The organism is Burkholderia sp. AU31652 (genome assembly GCF_002223155.1).
In the GTDB taxonomy this organism is placed as follows: domain Bacteria; phylum Pseudomonadota; class Gammaproteobacteria; order Burkholderiales; family Burkholderiaceae; genus Burkholderia.
In genome coordinates this window covers 503,029-519,354 of record NZ_NKFG01000004.1, presented here as the reverse complement: position 1 = coordinate 519,354, position 16,326 = coordinate 503,029, and the positions used below count along the sequence as shown (strand labels likewise).

The window sequence follows — 16,326 nt, the reverse complement described above, 5'->3', positions numbered from 1 at the left end:
CGATCAGAACGTATAGCCCACGTCGGCCGGTGCGTTGCCCTCGAGCTCGTCGAGCAGCTTCGCGAACGGCACGAGCGGGCGATAGCGCAGCGCGACCTTGCGCGCATACGCGATGAAGCGCGGCAGGTCGTTCAGGTAATGCGGCTTGCCGTCGCGGTAATTGATACGCGCGAACAGGCCGAGCACCTTGATGTGGCGCTGCAGCCCCATCCATTCGAGCTGGCGGTAGAACTCGCCGAAATCGGGGTCGACCGGCAGGCCGGCCTTTTTCGCCTTTTCCCAGTAGTACGCGAAGCAGTCGAGCTCGAACTCCTCGTCCCAGCTGATGAAGGCGTCGCGCAGCAGCGACACGACGTCGTACGTCAGCGGCCCGTAGACGGCATCCTGGAAATCGAGGATGCCCGGGTTCGGCTCGCACACCATCAGGTTGCGCGGCATGAAATCGCGCAGCATGAAACCCTGCGGCTGTGCGTGCGCGCTGGCGACCAGCAGCGCGAAGGTGCGGTCGAGCGTGCCGCGCATCGCGTCGGTGACCGGCTTGCCGAGGTGGCGGCCGACGAACCATTCGGGCATCAGCTCCATCTCGCGGCGCAGGAACGCCTCGTCGAACGGCGGCAGCACGTCGGGCTTCGACGTGAGCTGGAAGCGGATCAGCGCGTCGAGCGCGGCGCGCATCAGCGGTTTTGCGGCGGCCGGGTCGGCCGGATCGAGCACCGAGATGTATGACGTGCGGCCGAGATCGGTCACGAGCATGAATCCCGCGTCGAAATCGTGGGCCAGCACGTCCGGCACGTGGTCGCCGGCTGCGGCGAGCAGTTGCGCGACCTGGACGAATTCACGGCACTTTTCGGGCGGCGGCGCGTCGACGGCGATCAGCGTGCCGCCGGCGCTCGTGGCCGACGCGACACGGAAATAGCGGCGGAAACTGGCGTCCGACGAGGCGGGCGCGAGGGTCGACAGGTCGAGCGCGTAGCGTTCGGCGAGCGGGTGCAGCCACGCGGTGAGCGCGTCGAGGCGGGCGTCGGGCTGGGATGCGGCGGATGGGGGCGTCATGAAACTCGGCGGAGGGGGGAACGTCTTGCCATATAATACCCCACGACTTTTTTGACGCGCCCCGCGTCAGCTTTCCGCCGTGCAGGCCCGCCGCCTGTCGCGCGGTCGCCCGAACGCCTCCCCGGTTTGCGCTCAGCCGCAGTCGCGGTGCGACGGTGCGGCCTGCCGCGCGCGCATGTGCCGCGACGGCGCGGTTGACAAGGGGCGATTCGCCAAACGATAGATGCCGCCCAAACCGCTATTCCCGAATGTTTTCCCCGGTGACGGGGCGCCGCGCAAACGGCGGCTCGCGCTCGCGCTCCTGGCCGTGCCCGGCCTCGTGCCGGCCGTGTCGTACGCGCAGCTGTCGGGCGCGGCCGCGCAGCCGCAGCCGCTCGACTCGCCGTGGGATCTGCGTCTCGCGCCCCAGCTCGAGGATCATCCGCTGAAGGACGGCGCGAAACCGGCCGCCTTCGTGATCGCCGACCACACGAGCGGCACGGCCGAGCAGGATCTCGCCGCGAAGGGTTCGGCCGAGCTGCGGCGCGGTGACGCCGTCGTGAAGGCCGACGCGATCCACTACGATCAGGATACCGACATGGCCGATGCGTACGGCCAGGTCAGGATCAACAATGCCGGCACGTCGTTCGCGGGCCCCGAGGCGCACCTGAAGATCGAGGCGAACCAGGGCTTCATGACGGCGCCGAAGTATCACTTCAACGTGACGGGTGGCTCGGGCAGCGCGGAACGCGTCGACATGGTCGACAACGAGCGCTCGGTGTTCGTCAACGGCACCTACACCGCGTGCCAGTGCTCGACGAACCCCGCGTGGTACATCAAGGGCAGCCGGTTCGACTTCGATACGGGCGCCGACGAAGGCACCGCGCGCAACGGCGTGCTGTTCTTCCAGGGCGTGCCGATCTTCGCGAGCCCGTGGATGACGTTCCCGCTGTCGGGCGAGCGGCGCAGCGGCCTGCTGCCGCCGACGTTCTCGATGGACTCGAAGAATGGCTTCGAGTTGACGCTGCCGTACTACTTCAACATCGCGCCGAATCGCGACCTGACGCTCACGCCGCGCATCATCTCGCGGCGCGGCGTGATGGCCGAGGCGACGTTCCGCTACCTGTCGCCGTCGTATTCGGGCACGTTTACGGCCAATTACCTGCCGGATGACCGGCTCGCGCACCGCAACCGCTACGCGATCTACTGGCAGCACCAGCAGAATTTCGGCGGCGGCTTCGGCGGCTACGTCTACTACAACAAGGTCTCGGACAACACGTATCCCGAAGACCTCGGGTCGGCGAACCAGTTCATCAACGGCACGCAGACGCTGTACCAGCAGGAAGCCGGTGTCACGTACAACAACGGCCCCTGGTCGGTGCTCGCGCGCTACCAGCACTGGCAGACGCTGCCGCCGTCGATCGCGCCGTACAGCCGCGAGCCGCAGTTGAACGTGAAGTACACGAAGTACAACGTCGGCGGCTTCGACTTCGGCGCGGAAGCCGACTATTCGCGGTTCCGCATCACGACGGCCGATGCGACGGAAGGCGACCGGATCGTCTTCAATCCGTACATTGCGTACGGCGTGTACGGCCCCGGCTACTTCGTCGTGCCGAAGGTCCAGTACCACTTCGCGTCGTACGACCTGAACTACCTGTCGTCGACCACGCCGAACAGCCCGAAGCGCTTCACCGAGTCGATCCCGACCGTGAGCTTCGATACGGGGCTGATCTTCGACCGCTCGGTGCGCCTGTTCGGCCAGGACTTCATCCAGACCCTCGAGCCGCGCCTGTACTACGTGTACACGCCGTATCGCGACCAGTCGAACGCACCGCTGTTCGACACCGCGGAGTCGGACTTCGGCCTCGCGGAGATCTACCAGCCGAACACGTTCGTCGGCAACGACCGGATCGCCGATGCGAACCGGATCACGGCCGGCCTCACGTCGCGCTTCATCGATCCGCGCACCGGCGACGAGCGTGCGCGTTTCGTGATCGCGCAGCAGTACTATTTCGCCGATCAGCGTGTCACGCTGAATTCCGGGCAGTCCGCCGTGCAGGCGCGTCACTCCGACCTGATCGTCGGCGCCGCGCTGAAGCTCGGCTCGGGCTTCATGTCGGAGACGGCGTTCCAGTACAACCAGAACAACAACCAGCTCGTGAAGTCGAGCGTCGGTTTCGGCTACAGCCCGGGCGAGCGCCGCGTGATCAACGTCGGCTACCGCTACACGCGATCGAACACCACGCTCGACAACCAGCCGATCAACCAGTTCCTGGTGTCCGCGCAATGGCCGCTCACGCGCCGCCTGTATGCGATCGGCCGCTTCAACTACGACCTCGCCGGCGATCGCGTGGTCGACGGTCTGGTCGGCTTACAATACGACGCGGACTGCTGGGCGCTCGGGGTCGGGGTGCAACGGGCGGCGAACGGCATCAATTCGTCGGGACAGCAGAGTTCGTCGACGCGAGTCATGATGCAGCTGACGCTCAAGGGCCTGTCGACCGTCGACAACGGCCTCGTGTCGGCGTTTCGCGCCGGGGTGCCGGGCTACACGCCGCTGCCGCCGCCGCCGCCGCCGATGTCCCGCTTCAGCAACTACGAGTAACGCCGGCTTGTCTGCACCGGTCAGCACGATTTCAATGGAGTTCCAGTGGCAATGAAGAAAACCCTTCGTTTCGCGGCAGTCGTGTCCAGCCTCGCTGCGGCCTCCGCGCTGCTCGCCGCCGCGCCGGCCACGGCGCAGGCGCTCGGTTCGCAAGGTGCGCAGCTCGCCGACGAAGTCGTCGCGGTCGTCAACAACGACGTGATCACGGGCCGCGAACTCGACCAGCGTGCTGGCCTGATCGCGCGCCGGCTGCAGCAGCAGAACGCACCGGTGCCGCCGACCGACCAGTTGCGCGCGCAGGTGCTGAACCAGATGGTGCTCGAGCGTATCCAGGTGCAGAAGGCCAAGGACGACGGGATCCGCATCGACGATGCGACCGTGCAGGCCACGCTGCAGCGTCTCGCGCAGGCGAACGGCATGACGCTCGAGCAGTACCGCGCGCGTCTCGAGGCGCAAGGCGTGCCCTGGAGCATCTTCACGAGCGACGCGCGTACCGAACTGATGCTGTCGAAGCTGCGCGAGCGCGAGGTCGACGGCAAGATCACCGTGTCGGACGCCGAGGTCGCGAACTACATCGCGAGCCAGCGCGGGCCGAGTGCGTCGCAACAGCAGGACCTGCGCTTCCAGCACATCTTCATCAAGGCGCCGACCAACGCGCCGCAGGCCGACATCGAAGCCGCGCAGAAGAAGGCTGACGCGCTGCTGCAGCAGGCGAAGTCGGGCGCTGATTTCGAGAAGCTCGCGAAGAACAATTCGGAAGCGAACGACGCGAAGAAGGGCGGCGACCTCGGCTTCAAGGCGCCGAGCGCGCTGCCGGCCGACGTCGTCGACGCCGCATCGAAGCTGCGCCCGGGCCAGGTCAACCCGACGCTGATCCGCGTGCCGGACGGCTTCGAGATCGTGCGCCTCGTCGATCGTCGCCAGAGCCAGGGCGCGTCCGCCGCGGCACCGAAGATCGTCCAGACGCACGTACGCCACATCCTGTTGCGCGTGGGCGAAGGCAAGTCGGAAGGCCAGGCGCGCCAGCAACTGGCCGACATCCGCAACCAGGTCGAGGCCGGCGGCGATTTCGCGAAGTTCGCGCGCACCTACTCGCAGGACGGTTCGGCGTCGCAAGGCGGCGATCTCGGCTGGATCAGCCCGGGCGAGACCGTGCCGGAATTCGAGCGCGCGATGAACAACCTGCAGGACGGCCAGGTCAGCCAGCCGATCCGTACCGAGTACGGCTATCACCTGATCCAGGTGCTGAGCCGCCGCGAAGCGGAAGGCTCGGTGCAGCAGCAGATGGATATCGCGCGTCAGGCGATCGGCCAGCGCAAGGCCGAGCAGGCCTATGCCGACTGGCTGCGCGAGCTGCGCGATTCGTCGTACGTGCAGTACAAGATCGGCGGCGTCGGCCCGGCGAACTGAGCGAGCTTCAGATGACCGCACCCGCGCTGCAGATCGCGATCACGACTGGCGAACCCGCGGGGGTCGGCCCGGAGTTGACCGTGCAGGCGCTGCGTGATGCCGCGCAGCGCTGGCCCGACGCACATTTCACCGTGCTCGGCGATGCGGCGCTGCTCGATGCGCGCGCGGCGGCCGTCGGCGCCGACCGGGCCACGCTGGCCGGCAGCGGGCCGGTGTCGGTCGTGCATCACGCGCTCGCCGTGCCCGTGCAGGCGGGCAAGCTGGACGCCGCGAACGGCCCGTACGTGCTCGGGTTGCTCGACGCGGCGATCGACGGTGCGCTGGCAGGCCGGTACGATGCGATCGTCACCGCGCCGCTGCAGAAGAGCACCATCAACGATGCGGGCGTGCCGTTCACCGGCCATACCGAATACCTGGCGGAGCGCACGCATACGCCGCGGGTCGTGATGATGCTGGCCGGTACCGGCCACCAGCCGCTGCGCGTCGCGCTCGCGACCACGCACCTGCCGCTGAAGGACGTGTCCGCCGCACTCACGGTCGACGGGCTCGTCGAGACACTCGCGATCATCGATCGCGACCTGCGGCGCGACTTTGGTCTCGCCGCACCGCGCATTCTCGTGACGGGCCTGAACCCGCACGCGGGCGAGAACGGCTATCTCGGCCGCGAGGAGATCGACGTGATCTCGCCGGCGCTGGCCCGCGCGAACGCGCAGGGCATCGACGCGCGCGGCCCGTATCCGGCCGACACGCTGTTCCAGCCGCGCCATCTCGCGGACGCCGATTGCGTGCTCGCGATGTTCCATGACCAGGGCCTGCCCGTGCTGAAGTATGCGACGTTCGGCGAGGGCATCAACGTGACGCTCGGGCTGCCGATCATCCGGACGTCGGTCGATCACGGCACGGCACTCGATCTGGCCGGCACCGGCCGCGCGGATCCGGGCAGCATGATCGCCGCGCTCGACACGGCCGTCACGATGGCGCGTCATCGCCGCACGGCCTGACGCGGCCCGGCTTCACCTCTTTCGTCGTATTTTTCGTTTTACTCAGTCGATGTCGAACAGCAGACAGCACCAAGGCCATTTCGCGCGCAAGCGCTTCGGGCAGAACTTCCTCGTCGATCACGGCGTGATCGACTCGATCGTCTCGACGATCGGCCCCGCGCGCGGCCAGCGCATGGTCGAGATCGGCCCCGGACTCGGCGCGCTGACCGAGCCGCTGATCGAGCGCCTCGCGACGCCCGAGTCGCCGCTGCATGCGGTCGAGCTCGACCGCGACCTGATCGGGCGCCTGCAGCAACGCTTCGGCGCGCTGCTCGAACTGCATGCCGGCGACGCGCTCGCGTTCGACTTCCGGTCGCTTGCGGCGCCCGGCGACAAGCCGTCGCTGCGGATCGTCGGCAACCTGCCGTACAACATTTCCAGCCCGCTGCTGTTTCACCTGATGACGTTCGCCGATGCGGTCATCGACCAGCATTTCATGTTGCAGAACGAAGTCGTCGAGCGGATGGTCGCGGAGCCGGGCACGAAGGCGTTTTCGCGTCTGTCGGTGATGCTGCAGTACCGCTACGTGATGGAGAAGATGCTCGACGTGCCGCCGGAATCGTTCCAGCCGCCGCCGAAGGTCGATTCGGCGATCGTCCGGATGATTCCGTACGAACCGCATGAACTGCCGGACGTCGATCCCGTGCTGCTCGGCGAAATCGTCACCGCCGCGTTCTCGCAGCGCCGCAAGATGCTGCGCAATACGCTCGGCGACTATCGCGAGACGATCGATTTCGACGCGCTCGGCTTCGATCTCGCACGTCGTGCGGAGGATGTGAGCGTGGCCGAATACGTCGGCGTCGCGCAGGCGCTCGCGGCGGTGCGCAAGGCCGGTTGAGGCCGGTCACGCGAGCCGGACCGGATGGGAACAAGAGGCTGCCCTGCGAGGCAGCCTTTTTTATTGCGTGGGTGCGCGCGTGCTGCGCCGGGTCGTCAAGCCCGCCGGCGCGGCGGCGCGTTGACGAGCGCGATGCCGGTCAGCACGAGCGCGGCCGCGGACATGAAGCGCCAGCCGACCGATTCGCCGAGCAGCAGCACGCCGAACGCGACGCCGAACAGCGGCGACAGGAACGTGAAGACGGACAGCCGCGACGCACTGTAGCGCGTCAGCAGCCAGAACCACGACAGGTAGCTGACGAACGCGACGATCACCGACTGGTATGCGAGGCTTGCCACCGCAACCGGCGTGACGTGCGCAAACGACATCTGGCCGAACAGGGCGGCAAGCGCGACCAGCACGACCGCCGATACCGCGAGCTGGTAGAACAGCGTCTTGCTTGCACTCGCCCGCGCGAGCGCCGTCGAGCGCACGACGACCGTCGTCGCGGCCCACATCGCGCCGCCGAGGATCCCGAGCGCGTCGCCGGCGAGCCCGGCCAGCACCGATGCGCCGGGTGCGCGCGGTTTCAGGAAGCCGTCCGCGAATGCGAGCGCGATGCCGGCGAATGCCAGGCCGACGCCGGCCCACTGCGTGCGCTGCAGCCGTTCGCCCGGGGCGAACAGGTGCAGGCCGAGCGCGGTGAAGCAGGGCGCCGTGTACAGGAAGATCGCCATGTGCGACGCACTCGTCAGCGTCAGCCCGAAGAACACGCAGATGAATTCGCCGGCGAACAGTGCCCCGGCCGCGAGGCCCGCGCCGAACGTGCCGTCCGCCTGGAACAGCGGCGTACCGCGCGAGCGGGCCCAGCCCCACAGCAGCACCGCCGCGATCACCGAGCGCAGCCCGGCCTGGAACATCGGCGCAATCGCGGCGTTCGTGCTCTTGATCGCGACCTGCTGGAAACCCCAGATCGCGCATAGCAGCAGCATCAGGCCGACGGCGCGCGTGTCGAGCGCGCGACGCATGGGGACGGCGGCGAGCGTGGTCATCGGCGAGCCTCGCCGGTTCGGCGCGGCGGCTGCAAGGTCGGGAGGGCGGCGCATCCGGCGCGCTCGAATCGGCGGTTTCGCACGGCAGTGTGGCTGTCTCGGGGAAGGAGTGGTCGCGTTCGGGCAGTGGGTCGCATGCCCGTTTTTGGTGCGAGGTGGAAGGATGTTACCCGATCGGCGCAATAGCCGGGCGAGCCGGATCGTGCCGTTTTACGCCGTCGTGCTCGCGCCGGTTGGCGACGATGGGCCATATCGGCCGCGTTCGGGCGAGGCGCCTTCTGCTGGTCGCTCCTGGATGGCCGCGGGCAGGCGCCCCCGGCTAGGCGCCCCCGGCTAGGCGCCCCCGGCGAAATTCACCCGACTCTGGTAGAGTTCCCGGTTCTGGAAAGTCCCCACAGGAGTACAACACATGCGATTGCTGCATACGATGCTGCGAGTCGGCGATCTCGACCGCTCGATCAAGTTCTACACCGAATTGCTCGGCATGAAGGTGCTGCGCCGCGACGACTATCCGGAAGGCAAGTTCACGCTCGCATTCGTCGGCTACGGCGATGAAAGCGACAACACGGTGATCGAGCTGACCCATAACTGGGATACGCCGGCCTACGATCTCGGCAACGGCTTCGGCCACCTCGCGCTCGAAGTCGACGATGCGTACAAGGCATGCGAGCAGATCAAGGCGCAAGGCGGCAAGGTCACGCGCGAAGCGGGCCCGATGAAGCACGGTACGACCGTGATCGCGTTCGTCGAGGATCCGGACGGCTACAAGATCGAGTTCATCCAGAAGAAGGCGCACTGAGCGCCGGATGAGCCGGACTGCAGCGTGCGATGTGCGCCGCGGCAGCAAAAAAGGGCGATGCGGGGTGATCCGCATCGCCCTTTTTCGTTGGCGGAGACGCCGACGCCGTGCGCATCAGAGCGACGGCAGCAACTCGGGCGGGTGATGCTTGAGCGTGTGCCGTGCTTCGCGGAACTCGGGGAAGATCGATTCGACGGTCTGCCAGAAGGCCGGGCTGTGGTTCATTTCGCGCAGGTGCGACAGCTCGTGCGCGACGACGTAGTCGATGATCGACATCGGGAAATGGATCAGCCGCCAGTTCAGCCGGATCTTGCCGTCGCTCGAGCAGCTGCCCCAGCGCGTCGCGGCCGACGACAGCGCGTACATCGAATACGTGACCCCGAGTTTCTCTGCGTAGACCGCGAGGCGTTCACCGAAGATTCGCTTCGCTTCGCCCTGCAGCCAGCCCTGCACGCGATCCTTGATCTGCTGCATGTCGGCCTGCACGGGCAGCGGCAGCGAGAGCCGCAGAGCATCGACATCGAACGCGACGGCGCCCGCGCCGAGCGCGATCGTCACTGTCTTGCCGAGATAGGGAAGCGCCGCGCCGTCGCGCCAGTCGATCTGCGGCAGCGCGCGCTGCTCGGTGCGCGTCTTCCACTCCGCGAGCTTCGCGAAGATCCAGCGCTGTTTCTCGGAGATCGCGGCTTCGATGTCGGCGAGGGTGACCCAGCGCGGCGCGGTGATCGACAGCCCGCTGCCGTCGATCGTGAAGCCGATCGTGCGGCGCGCGGAGCGCTTCAGGCGGTATTCGAGCACGCGGCTGTCGAGTGCGAACGTGCGCACGCGCGAGCGGTCGGGTGCCGGGCCTGGATCGAGAGGCGCCGCGGGTGCCGCTTCGGGCGGCGCCGGCGGCGTGGCGGGCGCCGACGGTGCGGCGGCCGGCCCGTCGAAGAGCGGCAGGTCCATCTGGCGATGATCGAGGGCCACGACGGCAGGCCGTGGCCGCGGACGCTGTTTCATCAGTTCGCTTCTTTTTGTCGTACGCAACGGCTGCAACCTGGGGGCGTCAGACACGCGCGGCATCGCGCGTGCCCGCATTGCCCGCCTGGCGATACGAATCGGGATCGATCCGGCGCATTTCCGCTTCGATCCATGCTTCGACCTGCGAGTTCAATGCATCGGGCGTCAGCCCCTCGCTGGGAATCGGCTTGCCGATCGACACGGTGACGACGCCCGGGAATTTCGTGAACGAGTTGCGCGGCCACACCCGACCTGCATTGTGCGCGATCGGCACGACCGGTGCGCCGGTTTCGATCGCGAAGCGCGCGCCGCCCGTCTTGTACTTGCCTTGCTTGCCGACCGGCGTGCGCGTGCCTTCCGGGAACATGATCATCCATGCGCCTTCCGACAGGCGCTTCTTGCCCTGGCGGATCACCGACGTGAACGCGTTCTTGCCTTCCTTGCGGTTGATGTTGACCATGTGCAGCATCCCGAGCGCCCAGCCGAAGAACGGCACGTACAGCAGCTCGCGCTTGAACACGTAGCAAAGCGGCCTCGGCATCAGCGCCGGGAACGCGAGCGTCTCCCACGCGGACTGGTGCTTCGACAGCAGCACCGCCGGGCCGTCGGGCAGGTTCTCGTACCCTTCGATCCGGTAGCGGATGCCGTTCAGCCAGCGCACGACCCACAGCGTCGACTTGCACCAGCCGGCGGCCATCCAGTAGCGCGCGTCGGAACGCATGAACGGAAAGGCGATGAAGCACGCGGTGGCGTACGGCACCGTGTACAGGACGAAGTAGATCAGCAGCAGCAGGGAGCGGACGAAGCGCATCGGCGTAAGTCTGGCGTTAGGGAGGATGCGCGCGGCGGCTGCATCACTCGTGTTCGTGTGAAAGGAAATCGAGCGCGAACGCGCGCAGGTCGTCGTGGACCTTCGTGCCGGGCGGCAGGTTGCCGGCGGCGAGCGTTTTCTTGCCCTTGCCGGTGAGCACGAGGTGCGGCTGGAAGCCGACCGCGACGCCGGCCTGCAGGTCGCGCAGCGAATCGCCGACGACCGGCGTGTGATCGGGATCGATCTCGAAGCGCTCGGCGATCATCTGCATCATGCCGGGTTTCGGCTTGCGGCAGTCGCAGTGATCCTCGGCCGTGTGCGGGCAGAAGAACACCGCGTCGATGCGTGCGCCGACCGCGGCCGCCGCGCGATGCATCTTCAGATGCATCTCGTTGAGGGCGGCCATGTCGAACAGCCCGCGACCGATGCCGGACTGGTTGGTCGCGACCACCACGCGATACCCCGCGTGGTTGAGCCGGGCGATCGCCTCGAGGGCGCCGGGCAGCGCGATCCATTCGTCGGGCGTCTTGATGAACGCATCCGAATCGACGTTGATCACGCCGTCCCGGTCGAGGACGACGAGCTTGCGGTTGGGGCTGGTCGGCATCGTGCGGCCCTTATGCGGCGAGCTTCGAGATGTCGGCGACGCAGTTCATCTGCTGGTGCAGCGCGGACAGCAGCGCGAGACGGTTCGCGCGCAGTGCCGGATCTTCCGCGTTGACCATCACGTCGTTGAAGAACGTGTCGACCGGTGCGCGCAGCGCGGCGAGCGCCGACAGCGCGCCCGTGTACGCACGCGCCTCGAGCTGCGACTGCACGTGCGGCGTCACGGCCGCGAGCTGTTCGTGCAGCGCCTTCTCGGCGGCCTCGACGAGCAGCGTCGGCTGCACCGTGCCGTTCGCGCCGCCTTCCGACTTCTTCAGGATGTTCGAGATCCGCTTGTTCGCGGCCGCGAGCGCTTCGGCTTCCGCGAGGCGCGTGAACTCGCGCACCGCGTCGAGGCGCGCGACGAGATCGTCGACACGCGTCGGGTTCAGGCTCAGCACCGCGTCGATTTCGCCGGCCGAGTAGCCGCGCTCGCGCAACAGGCCGCGCAGGCGGTCCATGAAGAACGCGAGGATCGCATCGGTCGATTCGGCCACGCCCGGCACGCCTTCGAAGCGTGCATGGGCCGTGCGCAGCAGCGACACGAGATCGAGCGGCAGCTGCTTCTCGAGCAGCAGGCGCAGCACGCCGAGCGCGTGGCGGCGCAGCGCGAACGGATCCTTCTCGCCGGTCGGCGCGAGGCCGATGCCCCAGATGCCGACGATCGTCTCGAGCTTGTCGGCCAGCGCGACGGCGGTCGACACCGGCGTGGTCGGCAGTGCGTCGCCGGAGAAGCGCGGCTGGTAGTGCTCGGCGCAGGCGAGCGCGACGTCGTCGGCTTCGCCGTCGTGGCGCGCGTAGTACGTGCCCATCGTGCCCTGCAGTTCCGGGAACTCGCCGACCATGTCGGTCAGCAAGTCGGCCTTCGCGAGACGCGCTGCGCGCTTCGCGTGCGTGGCGTCGGCACCGATCGCGGGGGCGATCTCGCCGGCCAGCGCCTCGAGGCGCTCGACGCGTGCGAGCGCCGAACCGAGCTTGTTGTGATACACGACGTTCGCGAGCTGCGGCACGCGGTCGGCGAGCGGCTTCTTCTTGTCCTGCTCGAAGAAGAACTTCGCATCGGCGAGGCGCGGGCGCACGACGCGCTCGTTGCCTTCGATGATCTCGCCCGGCGTCTTCGTCTCGATGTTCGACACGATCAGGAAGCGCGAGCGCAGCTTGCCGGCGACGTCGGTCAGCGCGAAGTACTTCTGGTTGGTTTGCATCGTGAGGATCAGGCATTCCTGCGGGACCTGCAGGAATTCGTCCTCGAAGCGGCACGGGTAGACGACCGGCCATTCGACCAGCGACGTCACTTCGTCGAGCAGCGACTCGGGCATCACGACCGTATCGCCGTTCGCGTGCTCGTTCAGCTGCGTGCGGATCGTTTCGCGGCGATCGGCGAAGTGCGCGATCACGCGGCCCTTGTCGCGCAGCGTGTCGGCGTAGCTGCGCGCATGCTGGATCGCGACGAGGCCGTCGGACAGGAAGCGGTGGCCGAGCGTGGTGTCACCGGCGTCGACGCCGAATGCGGTGACGGGCACGATGCGATCGTCGTGCAGCACCGTCAGGCGATGCACGGGGCGCACGAACTTCACGTCGGAGCCGTCCGGGCGCTGGTAGGTCATCACCTTCGGGATCGGCAGCTTCTCGAGCGTTTCGTCGAGTGCAGCCTGCAGGCCGTCGGCGAGCGTCGCGCCGGCTGCCGAATAGTTGATGAAGAATGCTTCGGCCTTGCCGTCCTGCGCGCGCTCGAGATCGGCGATCGACAGGTTCGGGTGGCCGAGCGCCGCGAGCTTCTTCGCGAGCGGCGCGGTCGGCTTGCCTTCGGCGTCGAGCGCGACCGACACGGGCAGGACCTTTTCGCGGACCTGCTTTTCAGGGGCGACGGCGCGCACGTTCTGCACGACGACGGCGAGGCGGCGCGGCGTGGCGTAGCGTTCGAACACGAGTTCGCCTTCGATGAGGTCGCGCGCCGCGAGGCGTTGCGCGAGACCTTCGGCGAATGCGTCGCCGAGGCGCGCGAGAGCCTTCGGCGGCAGCTCTTCGGTCAGCAGTTCGACGAGCAGGGGGGCGGGATGATTGTGCGTCATGTTTGGAGTGAATCTCGTCTCGTCAGTCCTGATCGATCTTGCGTTCGACCTTGAGCGGCGGCGCCCACGCCGGCTGTGCGGCGTCCTGGGCGTCGGTGGTGAGGCCCGGCACGCCCGGCGGGTTGCCGAGCATCGGGAAGCCGAGCTTCTCGCGCGAGTCGTAGTAAGCCTGCGCGACGAGACGCGACAGCGCGCGGATGCGGCCGATGTACGCCGCGCGCTCGGTGACCGAGATCGCGCCGCGCGCATCGAGCAGGTTGAACGTGTGGCCGGCCTTCAGCACGAGCTCGTACGCGGGCAGCGCGAGCTGCGCGTCGATCATCTTCTTCGCTTCCGCTTCGTAGCTGTTGAAGAACGTGAACAGCAGGTCGACGTTCGCGTGCTCGAAGTTGTAGGTCGACTGCTCGACCTCGTTCTGGTGGTAGACGTCGCCATACGACAGGCGGCGCAGCTCGGGGCCGTTCGGGCCTTGCTCTTCCCACTCCGTCCACACGAGGTCGTACACGTTCTCGACCTTCTGCAGGTACATCGCGAGGCGTTCGAGGCCGTAGGTGATCTCGCCGAGCACCGGCTTGCAGTCGAGGCCGCCGACCTGCTGGAAATACGTGAACTGCGTGACTTCCATCCCGTTCAGCCACACTTCCCAGCCGAGGCCCCACGCGCCGAGCGTCGGGTTTTCCCAGTCGTCCTCGACGAAGCGCACGTCGTTCTGCTGCAGGTCGAAGCCGAGCGCCTCGAGCGAGCCGAGGTACAGGTCGAGGATGTTTTCCGGCGCCGGCTTGAGCACGACCTGGTACTGGTAGTAGTGCTGCAGGCGGTTCGGGTTCTCGCCGTAACGGCCGTCCTTCGGGCGGCGCGACGGCTGCACGTACGCGGCGCGCCACGGCTCGGGGCCGACCGCGCGCAGGAACGTGTGGACGTGCGAGGTGCCCGCGCCGACTTCCATGTCGATGGGCTGGAGCAGGGCGCAACCCTGCTTGTCCCAGTAGGACTGCAGCGTCAGGATGATTTGCTGAAACGTAAGCATGAAGAGCCTTCGTGGCGCTGGCGCTCCGTTGCGGGCGGCGCTCCGGGCGGGGCCCGGAGGGTCGGCTCGCGCGGCGGCGCGGCTTGTTAGTGTGCTGAAACGCGTAATTTTACCGGATCGGCGAGCGGATGCGGCCGGAACGCGGGCGGGCACACAGTCGGCCCCGTCCGGGCGGCCCGCACGGGCGTGACCGATGCCCGCCGGGCGGCCGCGCGCGGCCTGTCGTGACGCGCGTGCCGCGCGGCTTCGCACGGGCGTTAAGATGCGCGTATTGCGGTGCGCGCGACGCGTGCCGCGCCACCGCTAGCCGATTCCGACTGCATGGACGATCCGACCGATATCCTCATTCCGCTGCTTCCGCCCTTCCTCGCGCTGCTCGGGCAGGCCGCCGATGCGCAGGCGCGCGGCGAGCACGCCGCGCACGATCTGTGGCTTGCCGCCGCCGCGCATCTGCATGCGGTCGACGCCGACGCGATCGCGCAACTCACCGGCGCGCTCGTCTCGCGGCAGCGTACGGCCGATGCGCTCGCGCTCGCCGAATGCGCGGCGCGCGTGCAACCGGGCGCGACCGCGTACTTCAATCACGGCTACGCACTGCAGATGGCGGGCCGCCACGCGGACGCCGTGGCGCCGTATCGCGCGGCGCTGGCGCTCGATGCCGACCGGCCATCGCTGCGCAACAACCTCGCGATCGCGCTGCGGCTGTCGGGTAGCGGCCGCGCGGAGGAGATCGCGCTGCTCGAAGCGGCGGTGCGCTTCGATCCACGCGACGTGCAGGCGTGGATCAATCTCGTCGTCGCGCGGCTCGCGACGCACGACCTGGACGCCGCGCTCGCGTGCGCGGCGCGGCTCGTCGAGCTCGCGCCCGACAACGCGCTCGCGATGAACAACGTCGCGCTGGCGATGAAGGAGGCGCAGCGCTGGGACGACGCCGAGCGCTACGCGGCGCGCGCGTGCGAGCTGGCGCCCGACGACGCGTCGTTCCGCTTCAACCTGGCGATCATCCAGCTCGTGCGCGGCAACGTCGCGGCCGGCTGGCGCGGCCACGAGGCGCGCTGGGACGGCGCGGGCGAGTTGCGCGGCCGCCGGCCGGTGCTGCCGGGCCCGCGCTGGCAGGGCGAGCCGCTCGCCGGCAAGACGCTGCTCGTGTGGGGCGAGCAGGGGCTCGGCGACGTACTGCAGTTCTGCCGCTTCGTCGCGCCGCTCGCCGAGCGCGTGCATCGCGAGGGCGGCCGGCTCATCTGGAATACGTTCCCGCTGGTGGGCACGCTGATGCAGCGCAGCCTCGGCGCGCATGCGGACGCATTCAGCGCGGGCGGCGGCATCGAATTGCTGCCGGCCTTCGATTACGAAGTGCCGCTGATCGGCCTGCCGCTGATGCTCGGCATGGAAGCGTCGACACTCGCGTCGTCGGTGCCCTACCTGCGGGCCGATCCGCATGCGCGCGAGGCGTGGCGCGCGCGACTCGCGGGCGACCGCCGGCTGAAGGTCGGGCTCGTGTGGACGGGCAGCGCGGGGCACCAGCGCAATCCGTTCCGGCGGGTCGGGCTCGAGCGCTATGCCGACGCGTTCCGCGGGATCGACGACGTCGCGTTTTTTTCGCTGCAGCCGGGCGCGAACGCGGATGTCGAGGCGGCGCGCGCGGCGGGCTTCGCGATCGAGGATGTCACGGCGGAACTGACGAGCTTCGACGATACGGCCGCGTTCATCGGCGCGCTGGATCTGGTGATCACCGTGTGCACGTCGGTCGCGCACCTGGCGGGTGCGCTCGGCGCGCGCACCTGGGTGCTGCTCGACGTGAATCCGCACTGGCCGTGGCTGCTCGAACGCAAGGACAGCCCGTGGTACCCGACCGCGACGTTGTACCGGCAACCGGTGTTCGGCGCGTGGGCGCCGGTGATGGAGGAGGTGAGCCGCGACCTGCGGCGTCTGGCCGCGCAGCCGGTTCAATCGGAGGAGTCGACCCGGCAGGCTTGAGCGGCCGGCCGTTTCGCGGCTGCGGGCCGCTGCCGCA

Annotated in this window: 13 protein-coding genes; 6 read left to right on the top strand and 7 right to left on the bottom strand. The window is 68.2% G+C overall.

The window, feature by feature from the left end; genetic code table 11:
• Positions 1-3: 3 nt before the first annotated feature.
• Positions 4-1,053 (bottom strand): aminoglycoside phosphotransferase family protein, encoded by a 1,050-nt coding sequence (locus CFB40_RS14810; RefSeq protein ID WP_089426295.1) that lies wholly within the window; start codon positions 1,051-1,053, stop codon positions 4-6.
• A 223-nt stretch (positions 1,054-1,276) separates the two neighbouring features.
• On the opposite strand from CFB40_RS14810, the gene CFB40_RS14805 reads away from it, so the two are divergent.
• Genes CFB40_RS14805 through rsmA form a run of 4 tightly spaced genes read left to right on the top strand, consistent with a single transcriptional unit; the run spans position 1,277 to position 6,925 of the window.
• Positions 1,277-3,637, top strand: a complete 2,361-nt coding sequence (locus CFB40_RS14805; protein WP_089426294.1) for an LPS-assembly protein LptD — start codon at positions 1,277-1,279, stop codon at positions 3,635-3,637.
• Between the two features lie 51 nt (positions 3,638-3,688).
• A complete protein-coding gene (locus tag CFB40_RS14800; protein ID WP_089426293.1) occupies positions 3,689-5,047 on the top strand; it encodes a peptidylprolyl isomerase in 1,359 nt (452 codons plus the stop codon).
• Positions 5,048-5,058: 11 nt separating this feature from the next.
• On the top strand, positions 5,059-6,048 hold the full coding sequence (gene pdxA, locus CFB40_RS14795; protein WP_089431673.1) for a 4-hydroxythreonine-4-phosphate dehydrogenase PdxA: 990 nt from the start codon (positions 5,059-5,061) through the stop codon (positions 6,046-6,048).
• A 49-nt stretch (positions 6,049-6,097) separates the two neighbouring features.
• On the top strand, positions 6,098-6,925 hold the full coding sequence (gene rsmA, locus CFB40_RS14790; protein WP_047852199.1) for a 16S rRNA (adenine(1518)-N(6)/adenine(1519)-N(6))-dimethyltransferase RsmA: 828 nt from the start codon (positions 6,098-6,100) through the stop codon (positions 6,923-6,925).
• Between the two features lie 95 nt (positions 6,926-7,020).
• On the opposite strand, the gene CFB40_RS14785 is transcribed toward rsmA, so the two are convergent.
• Positions 7,021-7,956, bottom strand: coding sequence for a DMT family transporter (locus CFB40_RS14785; protein WP_089426291.1), 936 nt, complete (start codon positions 7,954-7,956; stop codon positions 7,021-7,023).
• A 409-nt stretch (positions 7,957-8,365) separates the two neighbouring features.
• On the opposite strand from CFB40_RS14785, the gene gloA reads away from it, so the two are divergent.
• Positions 8,366-8,755, top strand: coding sequence for a lactoylglutathione lyase (gene gloA, locus CFB40_RS14780; RefSeq protein ID WP_069248815.1), 390 nt, complete (start codon positions 8,366-8,368; stop codon positions 8,753-8,755).
• A gap of 114 nt (positions 8,756-8,869) precedes the next feature.
• Here the strand turns inward: gloA and CFB40_RS14775 are convergent, their stop codons facing one another.
• The 5 genes from CFB40_RS14775 to glyQ are packed head-to-tail and all read right to left on the bottom strand — an operon-like array spanning position 8,870 to position 14,312.
• Entirely contained in the window at positions 8,870-9,757 is an 888-nt protein-coding gene (locus CFB40_RS14775) for a M48 family metallopeptidase (protein WP_089431672.1), read from the bottom strand.
• Between the two features lie 46 nt (positions 9,758-9,803).
• Positions 9,804-10,568 carry a lysophospholipid acyltransferase family protein gene (locus CFB40_RS14770; protein ID WP_039360052.1) on the bottom strand — a complete coding sequence of 255 codons (765 nt, stop codon included), beginning with the start codon at positions 10,566-10,568 and terminating at the stop codon, positions 9,804-9,806.
• Between the two features lie 43 nt (positions 10,569-10,611).
• Positions 10,612-11,175, bottom strand: coding sequence for a D-glycero-beta-D-manno-heptose 1,7-bisphosphate 7-phosphatase (gmhB, locus tag CFB40_RS14765; protein ID WP_089426288.1), 564 nt, complete (start codon positions 11,173-11,175; stop codon positions 10,612-10,614).
• A 10-nt stretch (positions 11,176-11,185) separates the two neighbouring features.
• A complete protein-coding gene (glyS, locus tag CFB40_RS14760) occupies positions 11,186-13,285 on the bottom strand; it encodes a glycine--tRNA ligase subunit beta (protein ID WP_069248811.1) in 2,100 nt (699 codons plus the stop codon).
• 22 nt (positions 13,286-13,307) lie between these two features.
• Positions 13,308-14,312, bottom strand: a complete 1,005-nt coding sequence (gene glyQ, locus CFB40_RS14755; RefSeq protein ID WP_011885965.1) for a glycine--tRNA ligase subunit alpha — start codon at positions 14,310-14,312, stop codon at positions 13,308-13,310.
• Between the two features lie 321 nt (positions 14,313-14,633).
• Between glyQ and CFB40_RS14750 the strand changes: the two genes are divergently transcribed.
• Complete coding sequence (locus CFB40_RS14750) at positions 14,634-16,289, top strand: hypothetical protein (protein ID WP_089431671.1); 1,656 nt, start codon at positions 14,634-14,636, stop codon at positions 16,287-16,289.
• Positions 16,290-16,326 lie beyond the last annotated feature (37 nt).